Origin of the sequence: Pelagibius litoralis, assembly GCF_011683915.1 — a bacterium.
GTDB lineage: Bacteria > Pseudomonadota > Alphaproteobacteria > Kiloniellales > Kiloniellaceae > Pelagibius > Pelagibius litoralis.
Map to the genome: position 1 here is coordinate 1 of NZ_JAAQPH010000030.1, position 23757 is coordinate 23757.

General features: G+C 61.5%; 19 protein-coding genes. 10 read left to right on the forward strand and 9 right to left on the reverse strand.

Annotated elements, in window-relative coordinates:
* Positions 1-223 (forward strand): hypothetical protein (locus tag HBA54_RS28835; RefSeq protein WP_205944921.1); only part of this gene is annotated, 223 nt, incomplete at its 5' end.
* Positions 224-371: 148 nt separating this feature from the next.
* Here the strand turns inward: HBA54_RS28835 and HBA54_RS25760 are convergent.
* The 7 genes from HBA54_RS25760 to HBA54_RS25790 are packed head-to-tail and all read right to left on the reverse strand — an operon-like array spanning position 372 to position 8842.
* A complete protein-coding gene (locus tag HBA54_RS25760; RefSeq protein ID WP_322096123.1) occupies positions 372-806 on the reverse strand; it encodes a DUF1489 family protein in 435 nt (144 codons plus the stop codon).
* Between the two features lie 25 nt (positions 807-831).
* A complete protein-coding gene (locus HBA54_RS25765; RefSeq protein ID WP_167230585.1) occupies positions 832-1737 on the reverse strand; it encodes a hydroxymethylglutaryl-CoA lyase in 906 nt (301 codons plus the stop codon).
* An 18-nt stretch (positions 1738-1755) separates the two neighbouring features.
* Complete coding sequence (locus HBA54_RS25770; protein WP_167230588.1) at positions 1756-3750, reverse strand: acetyl-CoA carboxylase biotin carboxylase subunit; 1995 nt, start codon at positions 3748-3750, stop codon at positions 1756-1758.
* A gap of 13 nt (positions 3751-3763) precedes the next feature.
* Positions 3764-5494, reverse strand: a complete 1731-nt coding sequence (locus HBA54_RS25775; protein WP_167230592.1) for a monovalent cation:proton antiporter-2 (CPA2) family protein — start codon at positions 5492-5494, stop codon at positions 3764-3766.
* A gap of 15 nt (positions 5495-5509) precedes the next feature.
* Positions 5510-6430: a potassium channel family protein gene (locus HBA54_RS25780; protein WP_167230595.1), complete on the reverse strand. Its 921-nt coding sequence runs from the start codon at positions 6428-6430 to the stop codon at positions 5510-5512.
* A gap of 8 nt (positions 6431-6438) precedes the next feature.
* Positions 6439-7230: an enoyl-CoA hydratase/isomerase family protein gene (locus tag HBA54_RS25785; protein ID WP_167230600.1), complete on the reverse strand. Its 792-nt coding sequence runs from the start codon at positions 7228-7230 to the stop codon at positions 6439-6441.
* 4 nt (positions 7231-7234) lie between these two features.
* Positions 7235-8842 carry a carboxyl transferase domain-containing protein gene (locus HBA54_RS25790; RefSeq protein WP_167230602.1) on the reverse strand — a complete coding sequence of 536 codons (1608 nt, stop codon included), beginning with the start codon at positions 8840-8842 and terminating at the stop codon, positions 7235-7237.
* Between the two features lie 169 nt (positions 8843-9011).
* Between HBA54_RS25790 and HBA54_RS25795 the strand changes: the two genes are divergently transcribed.
* Both HBA54_RS25795 and HBA54_RS25800 read left to right on the forward strand, forming a co-directional pair.
* Complete coding sequence (locus tag HBA54_RS25795; RefSeq protein WP_167230605.1) at positions 9012-9356, forward strand: hypothetical protein; 345 nt, start codon at positions 9012-9014, stop codon at positions 9354-9356.
* Positions 9357-9479: 123 nt separating this feature from the next.
* Positions 9480-10151, forward strand: coding sequence for a ribbon-helix-helix domain-containing protein (locus HBA54_RS25800; protein ID WP_167230608.1), 672 nt, complete (start codon positions 9480-9482; stop codon positions 10149-10151).
* A 25-nt stretch (positions 10152-10176) separates the two neighbouring features.
* On the opposite strand, the gene HBA54_RS25805 is transcribed toward HBA54_RS25800, so the two are convergent.
* Together HBA54_RS25805 and HBA54_RS25810 are read right to left on the reverse strand one after the other, a co-directional pair.
* The gene (locus HBA54_RS25805) at positions 10177-10581 is read right to left on the reverse strand and encodes a hypothetical protein (protein WP_167230611.1); all 405 of its coding nucleotides are present in this window, start codon (positions 10579-10581) and stop codon (positions 10177-10179) included.
* A 329-nt stretch (positions 10582-10910) separates the two neighbouring features.
* The gene (locus HBA54_RS25810; protein ID WP_167230614.1) at positions 10911-12287 is read right to left on the reverse strand and encodes a TolC family outer membrane protein; all 1377 of its coding nucleotides are present in this window, start codon (positions 12285-12287) and stop codon (positions 10911-10913) included.
* Positions 12288-13292: 1005 nt separating this feature from the next.
* Between HBA54_RS25810 and HBA54_RS25815 the strand changes: the two genes are divergently transcribed.
* The 7 genes from HBA54_RS25815 (at position 13293) to HBA54_RS25845 (ending at position 23746) form a co-directional block, all read left to right on the forward strand.
* Positions 13293-15938 carry a type I secretion system permease/ATPase gene (locus tag HBA54_RS25815; RefSeq protein WP_205944922.1) on the forward strand — a complete coding sequence of 882 codons (2646 nt, stop codon included), beginning with the start codon at positions 13293-13295 and terminating at the stop codon, positions 15936-15938.
* 144 nt (positions 15939-16082) lie between these two features.
* Complete coding sequence (locus HBA54_RS25820; RefSeq protein ID WP_167230616.1) at positions 16083-17417, forward strand: HlyD family type I secretion periplasmic adaptor subunit; 1335 nt, start codon at positions 16083-16085, stop codon at positions 17415-17417.
* 396 nt (positions 17418-17813) lie between these two features.
* Positions 17814-18539 (forward strand): transglutaminase-like cysteine peptidase, encoded by a 726-nt coding sequence (locus tag HBA54_RS25825; protein ID WP_167230619.1) that lies wholly within the window; start codon positions 17814-17816, stop codon positions 18537-18539.
* Positions 18540-18573: 34 nt separating this feature from the next.
* Positions 18574-20667: an HD-GYP domain-containing protein gene (locus HBA54_RS25830; RefSeq protein ID WP_167230622.1), complete on the forward strand. Its 2094-nt coding sequence runs from the start codon at positions 18574-18576 to the stop codon at positions 20665-20667.
* 12 nt (positions 20668-20679) lie between these two features.
* Complete coding sequence (locus HBA54_RS25835; RefSeq protein ID WP_167230625.1) at positions 20680-21708, forward strand: trypsin-like serine peptidase; 1029 nt, start codon at positions 20680-20682, stop codon at positions 21706-21708.
* A 146-nt stretch (positions 21709-21854) separates the two neighbouring features.
* Positions 21855-22127, forward strand: a complete 273-nt coding sequence (locus tag HBA54_RS25840) for a hypothetical protein (protein ID WP_167230628.1) — start codon at positions 21855-21857, stop codon at positions 22125-22127.
* Positions 22128-22324: 197 nt separating this feature from the next.
* On the forward strand, positions 22325-23746 hold the full coding sequence (locus HBA54_RS25845) for a glycosyltransferase family 4 protein (protein WP_167230631.1): 1422 nt from the start codon (positions 22325-22327) through the stop codon (positions 23744-23746).
* Positions 23747-23757 lie beyond the last annotated feature (11 nt).

The window sequence follows — 23757 nt, forward strand, 5'->3', positions numbered from 1 at the left end:
ATATATTACGAATACGCGAACATCAAAAGGCCCCAGTGCCAAAACACCAAAACCCCAGACAATCCAAGCTCAACAACAAGCCCGCCGCCCGCGTATCCCTTCCATCATCAACAATGTCAAACAGCAGGCCCGAACCAAGCGCGCGCAAAAGCGACCTGTCGAGCAATCGCCCGCTTCACCACTCTCGAAAAAGCAGAAATTAGGGCGGACACTATACCGATAAGAAGACGCGTTTTCAACGCCCAAGGGCTGTGGAAAACTCGTTCTCTGGAAGCCGCCGCGAAACCGCTTGGGTTTCCCTGTCGGCGACGCTGTATATAGGGGGTCTCCGGGGGCCTGTCCAGGCCGAAAGACACCCCGCTGCTACTTTTTTAAAGAATTCCCAAAGCCCGCAGTTCGGCCTGCATTTCCGGGGGCAGATCCTCGCTGCCAACAGCCGCGGTATCGAGGTCCTGGGGGGCCTTGGCCGCATCCATATACCGCCACCCCTGGAACGGCCGATGGCCGCGCGGCACCACCCGGTGGAGATCGGGCCCGAGGTGCAGGCGCGCATAGCCCCGCCCCTCCTTGTCGGTCTCGCGGGTGATGTCGACAATGGCCTGGCGCACCTGGAAACGCCCCTTGATCACCCAGTAGAGCGAGCCGCCGTCGGTGATCTCATCGGCCCGCTTGGGCATCATGCGGGTATCGTGGAACAGGCTCTGGCCCCGGCGCAGCCGCCGCGCCTGGCTCTGCTCCAACTGCTCGACCGTTTCAACACCGACGCAAAGCTTCATCAGGTGAAGCGCCATAGAACCCTGTACCACTCAGCTTTCAGACAACACCTCTGACCTAAGCCGATCGGCCGGCCAGAGCAAGAGCCACCTTGGAGGTCGAGGAGCGCCCCAGCGCCTCGCAGATGAAGGCGCCCGCCCCGGCCAGCTTCTGCAGATCGATGCCGCTCCCGATGCCCAGGCCGTCGAGCATATAGACCACATCCTCGCTGGCAACATTGCCCGAAGCGCCCTTGGCATAGGGACATCCGCCAAGCCCGGCCACCGCGGCATCGACCGTCGCCACGCCCAATTCCAGGCAGGCCAGAATATTGGCCAGGGCCTGCCCGTAGGTATCGTGGAAATGAACCGCCAGGCAGTCCATCGGCACCTGGTCGGCGACCGCCGCCAGCATATCGCGGGCCCGCTGCGGGGTGCCAACGCCGATGGTATCGCCCAGTGAAATCTCGTCGCAACCCAGCCCGCGCAAAGCCAGCGCGACCTCGGCCACCTTGGCAACCGGAACCGCGCCCTCATAGGGACAACCCAACACGCAGGAAACATAACCGCGCAAGCGCAGACCGGCGCCTCTGGCCCGCTCGGCCACGGGGGCAAAGCGCTCCAGGCTTTCGGCAATCGAGCAATTGATGTTGCGCTGGGAAAAACTCTCCGAGGCGGCGGCGAAGACGGCGATCTCCTCAACCCCTGCGGCGAGAGCACCCTCCAGGCCTTTTTCGTTGGGAACCAAAACCGGATAGCGCACGCCGGACTTGCGGGTGAGGCGAGCCAGAACCTCGGCCGTATCGGCCATCTGCGGCACCCACTTCGGGGAGACGAAGGCGCCCGCCTCAATGACCGGGCAACCGGCTGCCGCCAGGCGCTCGATCAGTTCCACCTTCACCTTCGCCGAGAGGTTCTTCGGCTCATTCTGCAGGCCGTCGCGCGGCCCGACCTCGACGAGTTCCACCGTTTTGGGAAAAGACATGGCCTTCCTGCCTCAGACTCAATTCTCCACCAGTACGACAAGCTCATGGCCTTCGTCGACCAGCTCGCCGGCGGCGCAATTCAGGGCATCGACCCGGCCGTCGTGCGGCGCCGTCAGGGTGTGCTCCATTTTCATCGCCTCCAGGCGCAGCAGCGGTGCGCCCTGCGAGACCTGATCGCCCTGCTGCACCAGAACCGCCATCACCTTGCCCGGCATCGGGGCAGCAATGCGACCGCTGCCGGCCACATCCTCCGGCACCCCGTGCAGCAGATCCTGCAACGCCAGAATGTGAACCGCCCCATCGACCAGGACCCAGCGTCGCGGCCCCTCCCGCAGGATCCGGGCGCGGAAAGACTCCCGGTCCAGCCGGATCGCCAGGTGATCCTCGGCAATCTCTTCGAAGCTCACGGCATACTCGCCGGACGGCAGGACAAGGCCCAGTCCTTCGGGGCGAAAATGCAAGGTGACAGAATAAACGTCCTCACCCTGCAGAAAGGTCAGGTCGGTATGGGTTTCCGAGTTCAGGCGCCAGCCATTGGTCAGCTGCCAGGGGGAATGCGGATCATCGGACCCGGCCGCCGCAAGGCGCGCCTGCCCGCTGCGCCAGCGCATCTCAGCCAGCGTCAGGGCGGCCAGCACCTTGTCCGGCACCGGCCCGGAAGCCGGCAGCAGAGCCTCGCGATGCTGATCGATGAAACCGGTATCGAGGGCCCCCTGCTGGAAAACCGGATGGGCCAGGATCGCCCGGACAAAGGCAACGTTGCTGACCACGCCCGCAATCTCGGTCCTCGACAAGGCACGATCAAGGCGCCGCAGCGCCGTCGCCCGGTCCTCGCCCCAGGCAATGATTTTGGCGATCATCGGGTCATAAAACACCGACACAGCGTCGCCCGGGCGCACGCCGCTGTCGATCCGCAGCCCCATGTCTTCGGCCGGGAACTCAAGATGCAGCAGGCTGCCTGTCGACGGAAGAAAGCCATTGGCCGGGTCCTCGGCGTAGACCCGGGCTTCGATGGCATGGCCGGTAATCGCAAGCTGATCCTGGGAAAGCGGCAGGGCCTCCCCCGCCGCCACCCGGAGCTGCCATTCCACCAGGTCGACGCCGGCGATCATCTCGGTCACCGGGTGCTCGACCTGCAGACGCGTGTTCATCTCCATGAAGTAGAAAGCATCGCCGTCGAAGAGGAACTCCACCGTACCGGCGCCGCGGTAATCAATGGCGGCCGCGGCGTCGATGGCAGCCGCCCCCATCGCCTGGCGCAGGGTTTCGGACAGGCCGGGGGCCGGTGCCTCCTCGACCACCTTTTGATGGCGGCGCTGCGAGGAGCAGTCGCGCTCAAAGAGATGCACGGCATTGCCGTGGTTGTCCCGAAAGACCTGGATCTCAATATGCCGCGGCGCCGCCAGGTAGCGTTCCAGCAGGACATGATCATCGCCGAAGGCGGCCTTGGCTTCACGCCGCGCGGCCTCCAAGCCGGTCAGGAAGTCATCCGCCGCCGCGACAACGCGCATCCCCTTGCCGCCGCCGCCGGCGGAGGCTTTGACCATCAAGGGGAAGCCCATCTTCTGCGCTTCCGCCTGCAGGGCCTCCGCGCCCTGGACATCGCTGTGATAGCCCGGCACCAGGGGAACCGCGGCCTTTCCCATCAGCGCCTTGGCCTCGCTCTTGGAGCCCATGGCCCGGATGGCGGCGGGCGGCGGGCCGACGAAGGTGATCCCGGCGGCCTGGCAGGCTTCAGCGAAATCCGCGTTCTCCGAGAGAAACCCGTAACCGGGATGGATCGCCTGGGCACCGGCAGCCTTGGCCGCCGCAATGATGGCGGCAGCCTTCAGATAACTCTCCGCCGCCGGGGCCGCCCCGATGCAATAGGCACTATCGGCCAGGGCCACATGAGCGGCATCGACATCGACTTCGGAATAGACCGCGACACAGCGCAGACCCAGACGCCGGGCGGTGCGGATGACACGACAGGCAATCTCGCCGCGGTTGGCAACCAGGATGCTTTCGAACAAGCTTCAGACTCCCCTACTTCTCACGCGGCGCGGCCTTCGCTGCGGGCTCTCCCAGGTCTTCCAGCAGGGCATAGTTATCCGCCCGGAAATCGCTCATCACCCGGGTTATATCATCGGCGCCGACCCCGACGGCAGACAAGAGGATTCCGCCCAGTTGCAGGCTGGCCTCCACCGTTTCAGGAACCACCGCCGCAGCGCCCTCTTCTTCCAACCGCTGGGCATGGCGCAGGTCATGGGATCTGACGAAAATCCGCAGGTTCGGCATGCGGCTGTGCAAAGCCGCGACGGCCCGGCTGGCCTCAACGGAACCGTCCACGGTGATCACCGCGGCGCTGGCGCGCTCGACCCCCGCGGCCTCCAGCACCTCCACGCGGCAGGCGTCGCCGTAGTAGAGCGGCAGGCCCTCGCCGCGGCCACGGGTCACCCGGGCATGGTCCAGATCCAAGGCTACATAGGGCAGACCGCAGGCAGAGACGACACGGGCGACAGTCTGACCGACCCGGCCGAAGCCGGCGATAATGACATGATCGCTGGTATCCTCCGTCTCCTCCTCCAGGTTCCCGAGGCCGACGCCCGGTGCCGGCGTCGCCCACCTGGAGAGCCGCCCGCCGAGCCACCCCATGGCCGGTGTAGCCACCATCGACAGGGCAACAACGGCCAGCAGGACCTGCCCGGTTTCCCGATCCAAGAGGCCCAGAATCATCGCCGTGCCAAAGAGAACAAAACCAAACTCTCCGCCTTGGGAAAGCAGCGGCCCGACCCTGAGCGCCACGTCCTTCGGCAGCCGCCAGGCGAGGCAAAGCAGGGTGGTGATTACGCTCTTCATCAGCATGAGCGCGACAAGGCCGCTCAGCACCAGCGGCCATTCCTGCGCGACAAGAGAGAGATCGATCGACATACCGACGGCCATGAAGAAAAGCCCGAGCAGCAGTCCCTTGAAGGGGCGGATGTCCGCCTCCACCTGATGCCGGTACTCGGTCTCGGCCAGCAGCAGCCCTGCCAGAAATGCCCCCAGGGCCATGGAGATGCCACCGAGCGCCATGAGCCAGCCCGCCCCCAGCACCACCAGCAGCGTGGCCGCGACAAAAAGCTCCTGCAGCCGGCTGGCCGCAATGACCCGATAGATCGGGCGGAGCACCCGCCTGCCGATCACCAGGGCGGCAATGACCACCCCCAGGGCCTTGAGGGCGGCAAGGCCCAGCGCCTCCAGAAGATTGGCATCGGGCCCGACCATAAGCGGCAAAAGCGCCAGGAGCGGCACAATCGCCAGATCCTGAAACAGAAGAATGGAAAATGACATCCGGCCGAAGCGCGAGGCCATTTCGCCGCGTTCGACAAGCATCTGAACGACAAAGGCGGTCGAGGAAAGCGCCAGGCCGCCCCCGATCACCACGGCGGCTTCCACGGTCTGGCCGAAGAACCATATGGCTATGGCACCAAACAAAACCCCGGTCAGAATCACCTGGGCGGCGCCAAGGCCGAAGACAAAGCGCCGCAACACCTTCAACCGCTCGACAGAGAGCTCCAGGCCGATGGTGAAGAGCAGGAAGATGACGCCGAATTCGGCCAGGAACAGGACGCTGTCGGGATCCTTTACCAGCGCCAGCGCCGAAGGGCCGACCAGCACACCGGCCGCCAGGTAGCCAAGAACCGAACTGGATCGCGCCCAGCGAAACAGCGGCACCACGCAGACCGCGGCGATGAGGAAAACCAGGACTTCGGTCAGATGTGACGGCTCATGCATGCTTGCCGCTGTTCCCTATTTCTGGCCACCGTGGAGGCGGTGTTCACGTGCGAAACGCAGCACCTCGGAAAATCCGAAGATGATCAGCCAGACGCCGATCACGATCTGCAGGGACGCAATAGCCCTGACCAGCATGCTGAGCGGCACGAGATCGCCATAGCCGACAGTGCTGAGGGTGATGATCGAGAAATAGAGGCTTTCCACAAAGGTGATCGAACGGGCTTCGCCTGCGATCATGAAATGCGGCCCCGGAATGATGCGCTCTATTATTCTGTAGATACCGGCAAAGACAATGACCACGAAGGAATAGTAGGTGAAGAAAGCGAGCGTCGGCGCCATCAGCGCCGAGGCGCGCGCAAAGAAGTCCTCGAAAAGCAGCCCGGTTTCCAGGAGAAAGGCCGTGACATCGCGGCTGACCGTCAGGACGAGAAGGGAGATAAGCCCCATGCTGGCAAGAAGGATGAGATTGACGGTCTCGCTTTCCAGTTGCCGGTGGGGCAGCAGGAAAGTGGCCAATCCGACCGCAAAGACCGGTATGAGCCACAGAAACACCCGGGGCGAGTAGTGCACCCGCGCGTCGCTTTCATGACGGACCAGCCGGTGAATGGCGCCGCGGCGCAGCCACACGCCGGCCATGAAAGCAAGGATCGGCAGCACGAAGGAAAGTCTCAGCGTCCAATCCCCGGCGGCCGCGAAGTTCGACGTGACAAAGAAAATGAAGAGACAGGCATAGACCGACAGAAAGTTGGCCAGGGCTATCGTGGTGAAATAACTGCCGGGGAAGAGGCGGTAGAAAAGCGTGACGCAGACAACCAGGGTAGCCAGCATGACCACGAAGAAAAGGTCGAACGTCTCGGCCACGGCCAGGGAGACGAGGACATAGAGGCCGAGCGTTAAAACCAATCCCGGCAGCCAGTAGCGATCGGGCTTCTGCATGGTACGACTCAATCCTCTTGCCAGCCGGGCCTACGCTTCTCCAAAAATGCCGTGATCCCTTCCCGTCCCTCGTCGGAAGCACGCACGGCCGCAATGCGCCGCGCCGTCTCTTCGATCAGCACGTCCTGCGCGCCTGTCTTGCTAACGGCGAAGATCAGGTCCTTGGCCGCCGTCTGGGCCTTTGGCCCGCCATCCAAAAGCGCCGCCGCGATCTGCCGCCCCTTCTGCTCGAGGGCCGGCCCTTCGACCACCTCATGAACCAGCCCCAGGCGCTGGGCTTCCCAGGCCGAGAAAGCTTCCGCGGTCAGGAAGTAACGGCGGGCGGCAGCTTCACCGATCGCCGCGACGACGTAGGGGCTGATGACGGCAGGGGTAAGCCCCAACTTGACCTCTGAAAGGCAGAACTTCGCTTCCTCCGCCGCAACCACGATATCACAACAGGCCACCAGGCCCACGCCGCCGCCGTAGGCGGCCCCCTGGACAAGGGCAAGGGTTGGTTTCGGCAACTCGTTCAGGCACTGCATCAGCCGCGCCAGCCGTAGGGCATCGTCACGATTCTCCGCCTCGGAGAATCCGGCCATCGCCTTCATCCAGTTGAGGTCGGCGCCGGCCGAAAAGCTCCGCCCCTGGGCAGACAAGACGACCAGCCGTACACGATCATCCCGGCTCAGACCTTCCAGAACCGCTGTCAGTTCGGCGATCAGAACATCGTTGAACGCGTTGTGGACTTCGGATCGGGTCAGGGTAATGCGCGCGACCCCGCGCGGGTCGATCGCCTGAACGAAAAACGGCGAGGTCATGGCCTTACATCCTGAAGATGCCGAAGCGCGTCGGCTCTATGGGGGCGTTCAGCGCGGCCGAGAGCCCCAGGCCCAATGCCATGCGGGTATCCAGGGGATCGATGATCCCATCGTCCCAGAGCCGCGCGGTCGCGTAGTAAGGATGGCCCTGTTCTTCGTACTGGGCACGGATAGGCGCTTTGAAGGCCTCCTCCTCATCGTCGCGCCAGGCCCCACCCTTTGCTTCGACCGCCTCGCGGCGCAAGGTGGCCATCACGGTGGCGGCCTGTTCTCCGCCCATGACCGAGATGCGCGCATTCGGCCACATCCACAAGAAGCGCGGGCTGTAGGCGCGTCCGCACATGCCATAGTTCCCGGCACCAAAGCTGCCCCCGAGCATGACGGTGAACTTGGGCACCTTCGCACAGGCAACGGCAGTGACCAGCTTTGCGCCGTCCTTGGCGATACCGCCGGCTTCATACTTCTGCCCGACCATGAAGCCGGTGATGTTCTGGAAAAACACCAGGGGTATCCCGCGCTGGCTGCAGAGCTCGATGAAGTGCGCACCCTTCAGGGCCGATTCAGAGAACAGAATGCCGTTGTTCGCCAGGATGCCGACGGGATAGCCGCAGATATGGGCAAAACCGCAGATCAGGCTCTGGCCATAGAGGGCCTTGAACTCATCGAGTTCACTTGCGTCGACGATGCGCGCAATCGCCTCTCTTACATCATAGGGTTTGCGAAGGTCCCGCGGCACGATGCCATAAAGCTCCGCCGGATCGTAGTGCGGCTCCCGGGGCTCGCAAACCTCCAACGTCCGGGGCTTGGACCGGTTCAACGAGGCGATGATGCGCCGGGCGATCGACAAGGCATGGGAATCGTTTTCGGCATAGTGGTCGGCCACGCCTGATGTGCGGGTATGGACATCGGCGCCGCCCAGTTCCTCCGCAGTCACGACTTCGCCGGTCGCGGCTTTCACCAGGGGCGGCCCGCCCAGAAAGATGGTGCCCTGTTCCTTGACGATGATGCTCTCATCCGCCATTGCGGGCACATAGGCGCCCCCTGCCGTGCAGGACCCCATGACCACGGCAATCTGGGGAATTCCCTTGGCGGACATGTTGGCCTGATTGAAGAAAATGCGGCCGAAGTGGTCGCGGTCTGGAAAGACCTCGTCCTGGTTGGGAAGATTGGCACCGCCGGAATCGACCAGATAGATACAGGGCAGATGATTCTGCTCGGCAATCTCCTGGGCCCGCAGATGCTTCTTCACGGTCATCGGATAGTAGGTGCCCCCTTTGACCGTTGCGTCATTGGCCAGCACAAGGCACTCGCGGCCCGAGACCCGGCCGATCCCGGCAATCAGACCGGCCGCCGGCACCTCGTCGCCATAGAGGCCATGGGCCGCCAATTGTGAGAGCTCCAGAAAGGGGGAACCGCTGTCCAGCAGGCAGCGAACTCTTTCCCGTGGCAATAGCTTGCCGCGGTCCGCATGGCGGGCCCTGGCGCGCTCTCCACCCCCCAGCTTGGTCCGTTCGACCTGCGCCCGCAGATCCGCGACCAAGGCCTGATTGGCCCGTCGGTTCTCGGCGAACTCTGGATCTCTGGTGTTGGCTTTACTGACGATGAGCGGCATGGCCTGGGCGATTCGGCAAAGAAAGGTTTGGACGTAGTTTCGTCAACTGGCGCACCGCAGCAAGCAAAAAGCATGAAAGCCCGCCGACCTGGCGGCGCGCTGCCGGCCCCGCTTACCCAATGTTAACCACTAGCCGAATAGCTTGTCGCCAAGAGAAAGGAGTATCGCCATGCCCTATGTGGCGCGAGACGACCGCGGACAGATTGCCGACGTCCAGGAACGGGAAACCGAGATGGCCTATGAACAGGTCGCGCTCGACGATCCGGAATTGGTGTCCTTTCTCAACAATGGGTTGGGTGAGACCCAGATCCGAGCCGAACTTGAGGCCTCGGACATGGAGTTCATCCGAGTTATCGAGGACGTCATCACAGTGCTGATCGACAAGCGCGTCTTCATGCTCACGGACCTGCCCGCCCCTGCCCAGCAGAAGCTGGCCCGACGTTACAAGTTGCGCAGCAACCTCTCAGATCTCGGCGGGATCATCGGCGACCACGACGACATCATGCTGCCCTGACAGACTGATTGGCCGCCCCTAACCCCAAGCATAGCCTGCGGCCCGCACCAGCAGCTTGCGGCTGACGCTATATTTATGTATGAGTAATCTTCCTTGTGCTTCAGAGCGGGTAGATTAATCTCATTGCAGATCCCACCACCTAAGACATTCGGGAATCAGGCCCCCAAGCCGCGCATCGTCCAATATCGCAACAAGCGTTATTCGGTCCGGCTTGAGCCGATTTACTGGCAGACCCTGGAGGTTCTGGCAGAGCGCCAGCGACTGAGACTCGGAAGGTTCGTGGCCGAACTGGCAGAACGCTACGACGGCCCTAATTTTTCATCCTACCTGCGGGTATTCTGCATGCTGGAGGGTGAACAGGCCCTGGCCCGGGAGACGCTGGGCCCGACCCACCACGGCCTCCTGGATGTCGTGACGAACTGTCCTAATCCGGGCCTCATCTTGTCGCGATACCGGACCGTGATCGCTTACAACAGTGCCTTCGGCGAATGGCTGGGCCCGGCCGACGTGGCGGTCATCGGTGCCGAACTGACCACTCTTGTGCAGATTCGAACCCGGCGATCTCTCAGCGAGGTATGGCAGGACCTGGTCAACGGACGTGAGGCCAAGTCCGAGGCCAAACTGCTCTACGTGGCGCCGGGGCGGGTCAATGCCGCTCAGGCAACGATTCTGGCACTGCGCTCGCAGACCTATCAGGAGTTTTACGCGGTGATGTGGCTGTCACTCCAGGCCAAACGACCCAGCCTCTCGGGAAACCTGCCGGTTCCACCGAGCCGCGCCTCACTGGACGAGTAGAAAACCAGGGGATAAATAGAGAACGTCAGGAAACGTTGGGGTCGTTGATGATCAGCACGTCGCTTGAACTGTAAACGGTCATGCCACCCTCGAAGCTGTAGAAGTTCAGCCCCGTCACATCGACGCCCGACGCCGTGACATGCTCGTCGGCAACCCCGAAGCCTGTGATTGTCTCTTTGGTCAGGATGTTGACCGACACGTCATCTCCGGTGAAGAGTACGACCTCCCCTTCCGGATCCGGCAAGAGATCATCGAGTTCCAGCAATACTGAATCGGCGTCGGGATCTTCGACCGGCGATGGTGCCCCCGGCTCGATAATCACCAGCGGCAGCCGATCCTGCTCGACGTCAAGCAGCAACCCCTGGTCAGCCGCGGCTTCCGCGCTGACGGGGGCTGGTGGCATATCCACTACTGGCTTGCCGTCGTTCATACCTAAAGGCCACCTTTCGGCCTAGTTTACAGTTTGTTTCCCTCTCAAAATAGAACCTCTACGGGGAAAGAACAACCGTTCTGCGGTACCGACAGTCGGAAAGTTAGGTTAATTTTCCTTTTCTTTCGCCGAAATAGGCTGTTTTCCGCCTTTTGGCTGATCAACTGGCCGTCGGTCGGCAGACAGGCCACCCCTACCCTCACCCCCCGGGAATGGGCCTTCAAGTAGGAAAGAGCCGACAAAAAAGGAAGCGGCGCCTCCTTCACAGAAGACGCCGCTTCACAAGCAACCACTGGGTCTGCCGCTTGAGAGCGGCAGACGAAAGGTGATTAGTCGACCAAGCCCTCGGCCCAGGATTTCTCCTCGACGACCGCCTGCTCGGGCGCAGATACGCCGACCGTCTCAAGCAAGATACCGCCGACACCAAGCACCCGGTAGGATGCGAGCTGTTCGTTGGTCTGAGCGGTGACAAGCTGTCCTTCGGAGACGAAAAGCTCGTTCTCAGCGTCGAGCACGTCCAGCAGGGTACGCTGGGCGACCTCGAACTGCTGCTCGTAAGCATCGAGGGTCGAACGGTTGAAATCGCGTGCAGTCTCAAGAGCCTCAATGCTCTCACGAGCTGCTTCAAGCGCGAACCATGAGGTCCTCATTTCCTGCTGCGACTCAAGAACCGAACGATACCGCCTGTTCTTGCTCTCCGTCAGACGGAAGAGCGCTTCCTGGCGAGCCGCCCGGTCGATGCCACCGCGGAAGATATTCCACCGCACGCGCACCATAACCTGGTTGTTGAACTCGTAGGTGTCCAGGGCGGACGTGCCGTCGTTGTACTCAGACTGGGCTTCCAGGGTGATCGCCGGATAAAGCGGCACCTCGGCAAGCTCAATCTCAGCTTCCGCAGTCCGCACATCGGCTTCGAAGATCTTGGTGGTGTTATTGTTGCGGACGGCCAACTGAACCGCCTCGTCCAACTCCGCCGGCAAAGACCCGCCCGGGAATTCCGGATAGGTCAGGTCATTGCCAGGGAAAGAACCGACAATACGCGTAAACACCGCTTCGGAGTCACGAAGATCGTTCAAAGTCTCAATCAGCGTGTTCTCTGCACGGGCTGCGCGCGCTTCTGTTTGCGCTACGTCGGCTTCACTGCCGCCGCCGCCTTGCAGCCGCTGGCGCTGAGCACTCAGCACCTGCTGATGATAGGCGACGTTGTCTTCAGCCAGCTTCACCAAGTCCCGCTGACGCAAGACCTCTAGGTATATGCCGATAGCGTCAAGGGCGAGAACCGCGGAGTTTTCGTACACCCGGTTGGCCGCGGATTCGACACGCGACTGTTCACGCTCAACCGTGGCGCCCGCTTCGAAGCCATCAAAAAGCCGCTGCTGAAGCGTGATTGACGACTCTCGACGATTCGTCGTCTCGGTGCCGCCGTTGTTATTAGCGCGCGACGTCGTATCGTTGAAATTCTCGATACCGATACCGGCCGCCACATCAATCTGAGGCAAATAGAGGCCGCGGGCTTGCCGCAACTCCTGATCCACCGCTTCGCGATTGCTCGCCACAATCCCGATATCCGGGTTCGTGGAGATCGCCTGCTGCACAGCTTCGGACAGCGACATGGCATTTGCCGACATAGCGAAAGGCAATACCAGGACGCCACCAAGAAGTGCCGCTTTAAAGTGATTCAAACTCGTCCTGCGAGACCAGCGCATGCTAGCTTCCCCCGACTTAAAACTTTGCATCTAATACCTCTCCCCCGTGTCGGACCTCACCGCCCCGATATGGACGAAAGGCAAACAAATCTAGAAATATGCGCGACTTGTAACCTGTTTCCAGTTTGACTGTCAACGCACGCCCACAAGGCGAAACAGGGTTAATTAGGATAAGGCCGTCTGATTTGCCACACCGTGACATTTTTACAACAGTCATACGATCAGAGCACTACTGCAAGCTCTGAAGACAAAAGTCCAAGCGACTGGCGAATTGCTCGTTTAAGCAATCGAAGATGATGATCGCCTCACGTTCGCCAGCTGACTGAACCGTTCTGCCATTAAGGGCTCTTTGCCGATTCTGTCAACGGTTGATCGTCAAGTGAAGAGCCTCGGGTTTTCCTTCGGCCCTTCTTTTTGCGTCGGGCCGATAGGCCCGGGCTTTCGAATACTGCCATGCAGAACTTTAAATAATTGCACAATAATCAAGTATTCACGCCTGAGGCGAAACCACACAGAAGGAATCCCTGGCGAAATCAGCCAGATAGACCTCTTTTAGGGTATCCTGCAGAATGCTCGGCGCCCTGATGATGCCATAAAGCTGTGACAAACCGCACAGTCGCCGGACCCCTGGGGGGCTACGGTCTGGTCAAAGACCAAAGAATGCCTGGCGACGGTTTGGAACAAGGAAGTAGCGGGAAACCAGTCCCTGGAGCGGGTGGACCATTTGCCTCACCTCGGCCCGGCGTTTCCCCTGGCCGAGGCAGTAAAGTATGCTATTAACCCTTTTCGAATGAAGCGAAGCTATTTTTTCTCAGTTTTGTAAGCAGGTCTGAACCCTAGCTCTTTGCAAATTCGTAATAACTGTAGTGAAGGTTTGGGCCAGAAGGTCTTTGGATCTGAGGACAAGGCACCGTTGTGCCACTCAGTCCGCCGGTATGCAGGCAAGCCTTGATCCGACGGAAGCTTTGGAACGGAAACGTCAAATGAGAGAGCGGTAGGGGAAGCATGGCCGCCCGCGACGATACGATTGCCAAGCGCAAGGACCTCAGCGCAGATGGCGGCTCGCATGGCGGGCCGAAATCTTCGCCGGATCCCAGCCTCTCCATCGGACCAGACATCGCCGAGGGGGATGAGGAAGCCGATCTGAGGACCTCGCTGGGACAGGACGAGAAGGATCTGCACAAGACCGACCCGGACCTGAAACTTCCCGAAGGCCGGGAAACCGGCGAAGATGGAACCCGAGAAGGGCCTGACCCTGCTCGGGATACAGCAAACCATGAAGTCAACCATGAGAACCAAGGAGCCCGGGAACACGACCAATCCCAAACAGGCTCCTCTATTGTTAAGGATATCGCCGACGTGAGTGAGGCATTAGATACCACCGGTAAATCATCGATGTCGGCAAATCTGGCCGAATCCGAGACCGCCGCACAGGACGACACAAAGACCGCAGCCGTTGGCGCGACTTTGCGGCCCAAGGACGTCATGGAAGACAAGGCCGCCCAGGAATGGGACGTACCTGCTTCCACCGTCGATTTTGAGGACCCGCTGGTCCGTTCTCTTTCTCTCCTGGCAGGGCTGTTGCAACGGCCAATCTCCGTCGAGGCCCTGAAGGCCGGTCTGCCGCACGCACAGGAAGCCTTTACGCCTGATCTGGCGGTGCGTTCCGCCGAGCGTGCCGGCCTGTCGGCCCGGGTTGTGCGCCGGCCGCGTTTGGCCAAGATCCTGCCGGTGACCCTGCCCTGCATCTTGCTGCTCAAGGGTGGCAGTTGCTGCGTGTTGGTGGGCTTAGTGAACGGCTTTGCCGATATCCTGCTGCCGGAGGCTGGGGGCACGTCCAAGTCCGTTGAGATCGCCGCGCTCCAGGAGCAGTATTCCGGTTACGCCATCTTCGCACGCACCGAAGCCCATTTCGATGAGCGCGCGCCGGAAACCAAGCTGGCCGAACCGCGGGCGTGGTTTTGGGGCACCCTCTGGCAGTTCTGGCCGATTTACAGCCACGTCTTTCTGGCATCGATCCTGATCAACTGCTTTGCCATCGCCAGCCCGCTGTTCATCATGAACGTGTATGACCGCGTGGTCCCCAACCAGGCCATCGAGACCCTTTGGGTTCTGGCCATCGGCGTGGTCACGGTGTTCGGCTTCGAGTTCGTGATGCGCAACCTGCGCACTTACTTTGTCGACATCGCCGGCAAGAATGCCGACGTCATCATCGCCAGCCGGCTGCTGGAGCAGTTGATGTCGACGCGCCTCGACGCCAAGCCCGCGTCGACCGGCGCCATGGCCAACAATCTGCGCGAGTTCGAGTCGCTGCGCGAGTTCTTCACTTCCGGCACCCTGGTCGCCCTGGTCGACCTGCCCTTCATCTTCCTGTTCATCGGCGTGATCTACATCGTGTCGGGCCCGGTCGCCATCGTGCCCTTGGCGATGGTACCCATGGTGATCCTCGCCGGTCTGTTCCTGCAATACCCGCTGCGCTCAGTGGTCGAGAAAAGCCAGCGCGAGGCGAGCCAGAAGCACGCCTTGCTGGTGGAGACCATCGACGGCTTGGAAACCATCAAAGCCACCGCGGCCGAGGGTCGGGTCCAGAAATCCTGGGAGCGTTTCGTCGGTCTGTCCGCCGCCTCTTCGGGTCAGGCCCGCTTCATCTCAGGCATCGCCACGACCTTCGCGCAGGTCTCCATACAAATGGCGACCGTCATCGTCATTGTCTACGGCGTCCATGAAATCGCCGCCGGCAACATCACCATGGGTGCGCTGATCGCGGCCACCATTCTGACCGGCCGCGCCCTGGCGCCGCTGGGCGCGGTCGCCGCCATGCTGACCCGCCTGCAGCAATCGCGCGTCGCACTGAAGTCCCTCGACGGCCTGATGAAGGCCCCCGTCGAGCGGGCCCACAACAAAACCTTCCTGCATCGCCCGCGCCTCAGCGGACAGATTGAATACAAGCAGGCGACCTTCAGCTATCCCGGCCAGGAGACCAAGGCGCTGGACAGCCTCTCTTTCAAAATCAAGCCGGGCGAACGGGTCGGCATGCTGGGCCGTATCGGCTCCGGCAAAAGCACGGTATCGAGAATGATGGTCGGCCTCTACGAGCCGATGGAAGGGGCCGTTCTGATGGACGGTACCGATGTTCGCCAGATCGACCCTGCCGATCTGCGGCGCAACATCGGTTACGTCTCGCAGGACAACTATCTGTTCTTCGGATCAGTGCGCGACAACATTTGTTTCGGCGCGCCCCACGTGGACGACGAGACGATCCTGCGTGCCGCCGACATCGCCGGCGTCAGCGACTTCCTGAAAACCCATCCGCTGGGTTTCGACCTGCCGGTCGGTGAGCGCGGCATGTCACTCTCGGGCGGACAGCGTCAATCCGTGGCGATCGCCCGCTCCATGTTGCTGGATCCGCCGATTATTCTTCTCGACGAGCCGACCAGCCACATGGACAACGCCTCCGAGGCTGCCTTCAAGCGGCGCCTTGAGGCGATGCTGCCGGGCAAGACGCTGTTCCTGGTCACCCACCGCAGTTCGCTGCTGACGCTGGTCGACCGGTTGCTGATTATCGACAACGGTAAAATCGTCGCCGACGGTCCGAAGGACGATGTCCTGCGTGCCCTGCGGCAGGGCCAGATCCGCGCGACCAACACTTAAGGGCGCCCATTTCGAGAGAATTGGACGGCGTCTGGGGTTGAGGACAATTGGGACAGATCAAAGACCTTTTTTGCGGTCTGACCCAGGTTTGATAGGCGTAAGCAGGCCCGCGGATCACCGCGGCTTGATGAAGGATTGAGTGAAATGAGTACACAAGGCGTTTTCGATCGGGACGATCTGGATTACATGCCCGACGTGCATGCGGCGACGCGTCAGCGCGGCCGGCGGTTTGCATACATCCTCACGCTCATGTCGGTGGCGTTCTTCGCCGTCATGGGGATCTGGGCCCACAACGCCGTGCTGGATGAGGTGACCCGCGGTGAAGGCACCATTATCCCTTCATCCAAAACGCAGGTTATTCAGAATCTGGAAGGCGGCATCCTTTCCGAAATTCTGGTCCGTGAGGGCGACATCGTAGAGGCCGGCGATGTGCTGGCGCGAATTGAGAACACCATTGCCACCGCCAACCTGGAAGATGCTCAATCGCAGTATCTCAGCCTGCAGGCCACCGAGGCGCGGCTGGTTGCAGAGCTTGACGAAAAAGAAGAAATCACCTTCCCCGAGACGGTCTTGGACCAGGCGCCCATCGTCGCCTCGGACCAAAAGCGGTTCTTCAATGCCCGCAAGCGCCAACTGGCCGCGCAGGTCTCGGTGCTCGAATCCCAAGCCACGCAGCGCAAGCAGGAAGTGGCCGAAATGGGTAGCCGTCGGCGCCAGTTGGAGCAAAGCCTGCGCCTCGCGCGCGAGGAACTGGCCATCACCGCCCCCCTGGTCAAAAAAGGCGTTATGCCGCGGATCGACCTGATCCGGATCGACCGTCAGGTCGCGGACCTTGAGGGTGAGATCCGGACCATTCGCACCGCTATACCGCGTCTCCAGGCGGCCCAGAAAGAAGCGGAGCAGCGGATCGAAGAGATGGTCCTGACCACAAAGACCGAGGCTTCCGACGAACTCAACGGCATACGTGCCGAGATCAAGTCAATCTCCCAATCGCTCTTTGCCGGCCAGGACAGGGTAACCAGAACCTCGGTTCAGTCGCGGGTTCGCGGAACGGTCAAGAACCTGAAGCGCACCACGGTCGGCGGCGTCATCCAGCCGGGCGAGGATATCATGGAGATCGTGCCGCTCGACGACACCCTGCTTGTCGAAGCGCAGGTGCGTCCCGCCGACATTGCCTTCCTGCGCCCCGGCCAGAACGCCATCATCAAGGTCTCGGCCTACGATTTCTCGGTCTATGGCGGCCTCAGCGCCGCCCTTGAGCGGATCTCCGCCGATACCATCAAGGACGAAGAGGGCGAGAGCTTTTACCGGGTCTATCTGCGTACCGAGGACAGCCAGCTGCTGCGCAACGGCGAGGTCTTGCCGATCATTCCCGGCATGACCGTCACCGCAGAGATCTTGACCGGCGAGAAGTCGGTCCTCGACTATCTGCTGAAACCGATCTTGAAGGCCAAAGGGTCGGCCCTGCGCGAACGCTAGAGCAGAACCGGGTTGGATGGAATCGCTGAAAGCGATCCATCAAGCCGGTGAATCTGCTCTAACTGTTTGATGTCGATCGGATTCACATGTTTTGTCGAAACCACGAAGTGGTTCCGTCAAAACATGATCCGATCTAGGACGTTCCGAAGCCCACGCCTCGCTGAAAGCGCCGCCATTTCTCTTGGCGGCGCTTTTTTGCATCTTTACCAAGAACGGTGAGCGAACCCCAGGATTTGCCATAAATGCGCCTCACCTAGGTGTGACGGCGTAAACCATCTTTCGAAAATCTACATTAAGGCAAAACAGCGATGCTCTCGGGTGGGATCTCCAGAAGATCCTCATGGTCGCGTAGACCGCACGACGGTGCGGAGCGCAGCAATCTCGGGAGCCTGGCCATTGGATCGCCGCGCCTTCCTTCGTTCGTCCGCTTTGATGCTCGGGACCGCCGCCGGCGGCCTCGTGCTGGACGCTTGGGCGAAGCCGGCGGCAGCGCAATCCCTCGGCGACTTTATGAAGTCGACCCGCAATTCCGGCAACGCCCTCTTCGGCTCCACGGAGATCTCTTCGGCCACCCTTAAGGCCTTGCCGCAGTGGGCGCGGGTACTGTCCAAGATGAAGAAGGAGCGCAGCAGCTTTCAGGCCTGCCTCAACAATCCCGCTGCCTGTACTACCGCGGGCCTGAAATCCTGGCGTGAAGTCGCCCTTGCGGCCAAGGGCAAGCCCCGCGCTGCCATGCTGAAGACGGTCAATCAGTACTTCAACCGCTGGCCCTACAAGATCGATCAAGAGCTGTATGGCGTCAGCGAGTTCTGGGCCACCCCCCTGGAGTTCATGAAACGCTCCGGGGATTGCGAAGACTACTCGATCGCCAAGTTCTTTGCCTTGCGGGACCTCGGCGTGAGCAACGACGAGATGCGGGTGGTGATCCTGATGGACCGGATCCGCCGCATCGGCCATGCGGTTTTGGCCGTCTATCAGCCAAACGACATCCTGATTCTCGACAGCTTGACCGATCTCATCTTCCCTCACAAAAAGTACCGCCACTACGTGCCGCAATACTCGATGAACGAGACCAAGCGCTGGGCGCACTTCTATGACAAGAAACGCACGGCGTCTTTGTAAACAATCGTTAATTCCTCTATGAGATAACGTATTCATGATTAATAGAGGATCAAACGCGGCGGAAGCGCTGGACTTCTCGGCAGTCGACGCAAGCCCCGAGCACCCCGGACGCTGGCGCGTCCTGCTCTTGGGCGGAATCGTGCTGGCGGTTATCGCCCTGGCGGCCGTCTTCGTGCCCAAGCTGACGATCGACGCAAAGCGCAGTCAGCTCATGGAGCAGGTCTCCGAGCGCCTTCAGATCACGGCGGCGGGCCAGGCCGAAGTCATTTCGACCTGGCTGCAGGGAACCCGACGTCTCGCCGAACCGGTGGTCGAAAGCGAGCTGATCCGCCTTTTTGCGGCGGAGATGGACCTTGCCGGCGGCGATATGTCCCGCATGGTGGCCACGCCGAACGACGACAGCGGTCTCGGCGTCCCCCTGGTCGAGCAGTTGCCGTTCATCGAACGCGTCATCAGTGACTTCTCCACGAACGCCGATTTTCTCGCCGCCTATCTGGTGGGACGCAGTGGAGATGCTTTTGTTACTTCCAGCGGCTCGGCAAGCTTCACCGGCAACCAGCACGCCCTTGCAATGCAAAGCTTCGAGCGGGGACAGTCGGTCTTCGGCCCTGCCCGCACCCTGCCCGCCGGGCTGGTGATGGACCTGGCGATGCCGGTCTTCGCCGCACAGGTGGAACCAAGCGATGCGAGGCCGGTCGCCGTCCTTGTCTTGGTGGCCCCCCTGGCAAGCGGGCTTTCAGAAATCCTGGCGGTCGATCCGCTGGCCAGCCCCGGTGCCCGCCGCGCGCTCATTCAGCTCGACAACAACGCCCTGTTCCAGATCGCACCCGGCTCTGCCGACGCGGTAAAGGGCGTATCGCTGGAGGGTTTCGACCTTGCCGAGGGAGAAGTACCTTTCGGGCGCCGCAGCTCGCTTTCCGGTCCCGGCCAGGTTTACTCGGCCGGCGCTATGGTCTCAGGCCCAACCTGGTGGGTCGTCGAAGAGCTTGATGTCGCGGCTGCCGAGGGCCCGCTGGCAACCTACTCCACCGCCGCCATCGTGGTCGCCAGTCTCGTCGTCATTGCGGTCGCGATCGCTTTCGGCGCCTTCTGGTGGCGCCTTTCAAGCCTGCACAATGAAACGCTGGCGCGTCAGTACCAGAACCTGGCCAACCGCATTCATGCGCAAAAGCAGCTGCTCGACAGCATCAACGGCACGATCCCGGAGCACATCGGCCTGAAAGCGGCGGACGGCACCTATCGCTACGTGAACCCGGCCTTTGCCGCCGCGGTCGGCCGCGATCCGGAAAACATCGTCGGCCTGGACGATGCCGCCATCTTCGGGCGGGGCACAGCCAAGCGCCTGGCCCTGACCGAGCGGCGCGTCGTCAAGAACCAGGAAGCCATTACCACCGACGAGGAGGTCTACTTCGATTCCTCTCTGCGCCACCTGCAGATCTCAAAGGTGCCCTTCGTCGATTCGGACGGTGCCTCCCAGGGCATTGTCTCGGTGACGCGCGACGTTACGGAACTGGTGGAACAGCAACGCAAAAAAGAGCGCGCCATTGAACAGATGGTCTCCGCGCTGGTGCGCGCCATCGAGCTGCGCGACCCCTATCTTGCCGGGCATTCCCGCCGGGTTGCCGAGTTTGCGGTATCCGTCGGCAAAGAACTCGACTGCGATGCGGATGAGCTGACCACCCTGGAGCTGGCCGCGAACCTGTCGCAGATCGGCAAGCTGGCGATCCCCCAGGAACTGCTGACAAAGCCCGCTCGCCTGTCGGAAGACGAGATCCGTCAGATGGAAACCCATGTGGAGCATGCCGTTCAGCTGCTGGGGGGAATCGACTTCGAGCTTCCGGTGGTGGAGACGATTTCACAGATGCACGAGCGCCTGGACGGCAAAGGCTATCCCAAGGGCCTTGGGGGCGACGCAATCACCCTGGCTGCCCGAATCCTGGGAACCTGCGATGTCTTTTGCGCCCGCGTCGAACCGCGCTCCTATCGCTCGGGCCTTGCGCCAGCCGCCGTCCTGGATATTCTGCAGGAGAACTCAAACCGCTACGACCCCAAGGTAATCGAGGCATTGAGACAGGTGGCAGCGACCATTCCCGGTGAAAGACTGATCGCCAGCATAGCAACTGGCTGATAGGCAATACTGATGATCCCTACGGGTATGCGCTCCATCATCGGGGCCTTGGGCCTTCTGATGCTGCTTGTCGGCACTTCGGGGAGCGTGAGGGCGGCCGACAATTCCGAGCGCGTCGAGATCAACGCGATGGAGTATCCCTGGAGCGCCATTGGCCGGGTCAACGCCGGCGGGCGCGGTCACTGCACCGGCTTTCTGATCAGCGAGAGACACGTTCTGACCGCCGCGCACTGCCTCTTCGATCCGCGGGCCGGCCGTTGGCGCGGTGCGATAGAGATCCACTTTGTCGCCGGCTATCAGCGTGATCGCTTCATCCTTCATTCCAAAGTCGCCAGCTACAAACGGGCCGAGGCCTTTTCCTATGCCGACGGTGCGACAACGCAGTCGGCCGTGCGCGACTGGGCCATTCTCACGCTTGAGAGGCCCCTTGGGTTGAAAGCCGGATGGTTGGGGATCAAGAAGCTGGACAGCCTGATGATGTCGCGCATCAAGGTCGGAGAGGCCTTGCTGATGCAGGCCGGCTATCGGCGCGACCGCGCTCACGTCATGACCGCCGACTGGGGTTGCGAGATACAGGGCATCGGCCAGAGCGGCAGACTGATCACCCACAATTGCAGTGTCATCAAAGGCGATTCGGGCTCCCCCCTCCTGCTCTTCGCGGATGGTTCCTTCTATGCCGTTGGCCTGCATGTCATCGATCTGAAAAGATCCGAGGGCGAGGCCGTCGCCGGGGTACTGTCCCTCAGCCTGTTTCATCCGGACGGCGGTCGGCGCGATGCCACTTCCGCCTTGTCGAAAACCTCGGCGCGGTGGCGGATCGGGCAGGCGCCCAAGGCCAACAGCGAAGCGGCAATGATTCCTTTGCGCACGATCGACAGCCTCCTTTTCCGCCTTGGCTATCTGCGAGCAAAGAATCTCCGCGCCAACGAGGAGGCCCGGGCACTGGCCGTCAGCCGCTTCCAGACCGACAAAGGACTGCCAAAGAATGGCCGGGCATCGGTTGCCACCCTCGGGCGGCTCTTGCTGGCGACAACGCGGTAGGAAACGAAACGGGGGCAGGCAGGTCAGTGCCCCTGGATTGACGGCGGCAAGCCTGTTATCCAGGGGGCCCCGCGGTCGCGGTTCCTGGCGGCCACGGGATCTTTCTCAGTTTACGATTTGAGCAAGGCATAGAAGGACGATCATTCATGACCGATATATTTGCTGATGGGACGGGCTCCGTCGTGGTGTCCAACGGCGTGGTGCGCATTGAATTGGTTCAGCTACGGCGCAAGGACGACAAGGCCGAGCTTGAGTCCCAGACCACCGGAAGCCTTCTCATGCCGGTGGCATCGCTCAAGCACCTGACCCTTCAGCTCGCCAAGGCGTTGGAGCAGATCCAGGCCCGCGCCGCGGAGAAGGACCGGCTGGAAGGCTCTGCCAAAGGCGACGACCTCGATGAGGCGCTTTCCAACCTTTAGGCACTGAGGGCTTCAGCCAAAGGCTCGCCCTCCCCCTCCCTCATCCGGCAGCGATAATCCAGACAGACCTGCCAAGCCATCGCCTGATCGCCGGAAGCTTTACGCAAAATTGAGCTTATTGGCCGAATCTGATGGAACTTGTATAGGTTTTCACTGCCGTATCCCTACAGAATCGGGCAACGGGAAGGCCCAAAGCTATGAAATATCTCTTCGTCCACCAGAATATGCCCGGGCAGTACAAGCACATCTGCCAGAGGCTCGCTGCGGATAAGGACAACACGGTCGTCTTTATCACCAAACGTGAGGGGATCGAGCTCCCCAATATTCACAAGGTGATCTACAAGCCCAACCGGGAACCGGCGGAATCGACGCATCGCTACATTCGCGAGGCCGAGCGCGGCATCCTCCACGGCCAGGAAGTGGCCCGCAAGGCGCTGGAGCTGAAGAGCAAGGGCTTTGTTCCCGACATTATCATCGGTCATCCCGGTTGGGGCGAAACGCTCTACCTCAAGGATGTCTTTCCAGATACGCCGCTGCTGAACTTCTTCGAGTTCTACTACCACGCAGTCGGCGCCGATGTCGGCTTCGATCCGGACGTTCCGACTACCCTGGACACCCACTGCCGGATCCGCACGAAGAACATCGTCCAGTTCATGGGCCTGGAAGCCGCCGATGCCGGCATGGCGCCCACGCTCTGGCAGTATGGACAGTATCCCGAAGAGTATCGCCACAAGATCTCGGTGATTCACGACGGTATCGACACCGCAGTATGCAAGGCCAATCCCGACGCCAGCTTAGAGATCAAGAACACCGACGGTGCCGTCACGACGCTGCGCCAGGGTGAGGAAGTCATCACCTTCGTCGTCCGCAACCTGGAACCCTATCGCGGATTCCCGCAGTTCATGCGCGCCGCCGAGCAAATCCTGAAACGCCGGCCCCAAGCAAAGATCATCATCGTCGGCGGCGACGAGGTGAGCTACGGCCGGGCTTTGCCGAACGGCGAAACCTATCGCAACAAACTGTTGCAGGAAGTCGACCTGGATCTGAGCCGTGTCTTCTTCCTCGGCCGGGTCCCCTATTCGACCTATCTGCAGGTCATTCAGGTTTCGGCCGTTCACGTATACCTCACCTTCCCCTTTGTCCTTTCCTGGTCGATGCTGGAGTCCATGTCGTCGGAGTGCCTGGTTCTGGCTTCCGCCACGCCCCCGGTGACCGAGGTCATCAAGGACGGCGTCAACGGCCTGCTGTTCGACTTCTACGACCACGAGGCGATCGCCAACCGGGTCGACGAAGTGCTGGGCCACAAGGACCGCATGGCGGCCATCCGCAAGAAGGCGCGGGCGACCGTTCTGCAAAACTACGATCTTGAGAAGTGCCTGAAAGAGCAGTTGAAGCTGATCGAAAACCTGGTTGCCGGCAAGCGCCCGGTTGCCGGCAGCAAGCCCGGCAAGCCGAGCTACCGGGCGGCGGCCAGGCCCTCAGGCTCCACTGCCGCAAGCGCAAAGACCAAGGTAGCCGCGAAAAGCAAGGCCAAGCCCAAAGCGAAGCCGAAGTCGCGTAATTCCCGGGCCACACCCCGCAAGAGCAAGACTTCGACAGGCAAGCCCGCGCGCGGTTAGGGCAGAGTGGT

Coding starts and splice junctions, on each gene's coding strand:
- HBA54_RS25765 (WP_167230585.1), bottom strand. CDS start 1,737: ATGTCTTTTCCCAAAACGGTGGAACTCGTCGAGGTCGGGCCGCGCGAC.
- HBA54_RS25775 (WP_167230592.1), bottom strand. CDS start 5,494: ATGCATGAGCCGTCACATCTGACCGAAGTCCTGGTTTTCCTCATCGCC.
- HBA54_RS25780 (WP_167230595.1), bottom strand. CDS start 6,430: ATGCAGAAGCCCGATCGCTACTGGCTGCCGGGATTGGTTTTAACGCTC.
- HBA54_RS25785 (WP_167230600.1), bottom strand. CDS start 7,230: ATGACCTCGCCGTTTTTCGTTCAGGCGATCGACCCGCGCGGGGTCGCG.
- HBA54_RS25790 (WP_167230602.1), bottom strand. CDS start 8,842: ATGCCGCTCATCGTCAGTAAAGCCAACACCAGAGATCCAGAGTTCGCC.
- HBA54_RS25795 (WP_167230605.1), top strand. CDS start 9,012: ATGCCCTATGTGGCGCGAGACGACCGCGGACAGATTGCCGACGTCCAG.
- HBA54_RS25805 (WP_167230611.1), bottom strand. CDS start 10,581: ATGAACGACGGCAAGCCAGTAGTGGATATGCCACCAGCCCCCGTCAGC.
- HBA54_RS25810 (WP_167230614.1), bottom strand. CDS start 12,287: ATGCGCTGGTCTCGCAGGACGAGTTTGAATCACTTTAAAGCGGCACTT.
- HBA54_RS25815 (WP_205944922.1), top strand. CDS start 13,293: ATGGCCGCCCGCGACGATACGATTGCCAAGCGCAAGGACCTCAGCGCA.
- HBA54_RS25820 (WP_167230616.1), top strand. CDS start 16,083: ATGAGTACACAAGGCGTTTTCGATCGGGACGATCTGGATTACATGCCC.
- HBA54_RS25830 (WP_167230622.1), top strand. CDS start 18,574: ATGATTAATAGAGGATCAAACGCGGCGGAAGCGCTGGACTTCTCGGCA.
- HBA54_RS25835 (WP_167230625.1), top strand. CDS start 20,680: ATGATCCCTACGGGTATGCGCTCCATCATCGGGGCCTTGGGCCTTCTG.
- HBA54_RS25840 (WP_167230628.1), top strand. CDS start 21,855: ATGACCGATATATTTGCTGATGGGACGGGCTCCGTCGTGGTGTCCAAC.
- HBA54_RS25845 (WP_167230631.1), top strand. CDS start 22,325: ATGAAATATCTCTTCGTCCACCAGAATATGCCCGGGCAGTACAAGCAC.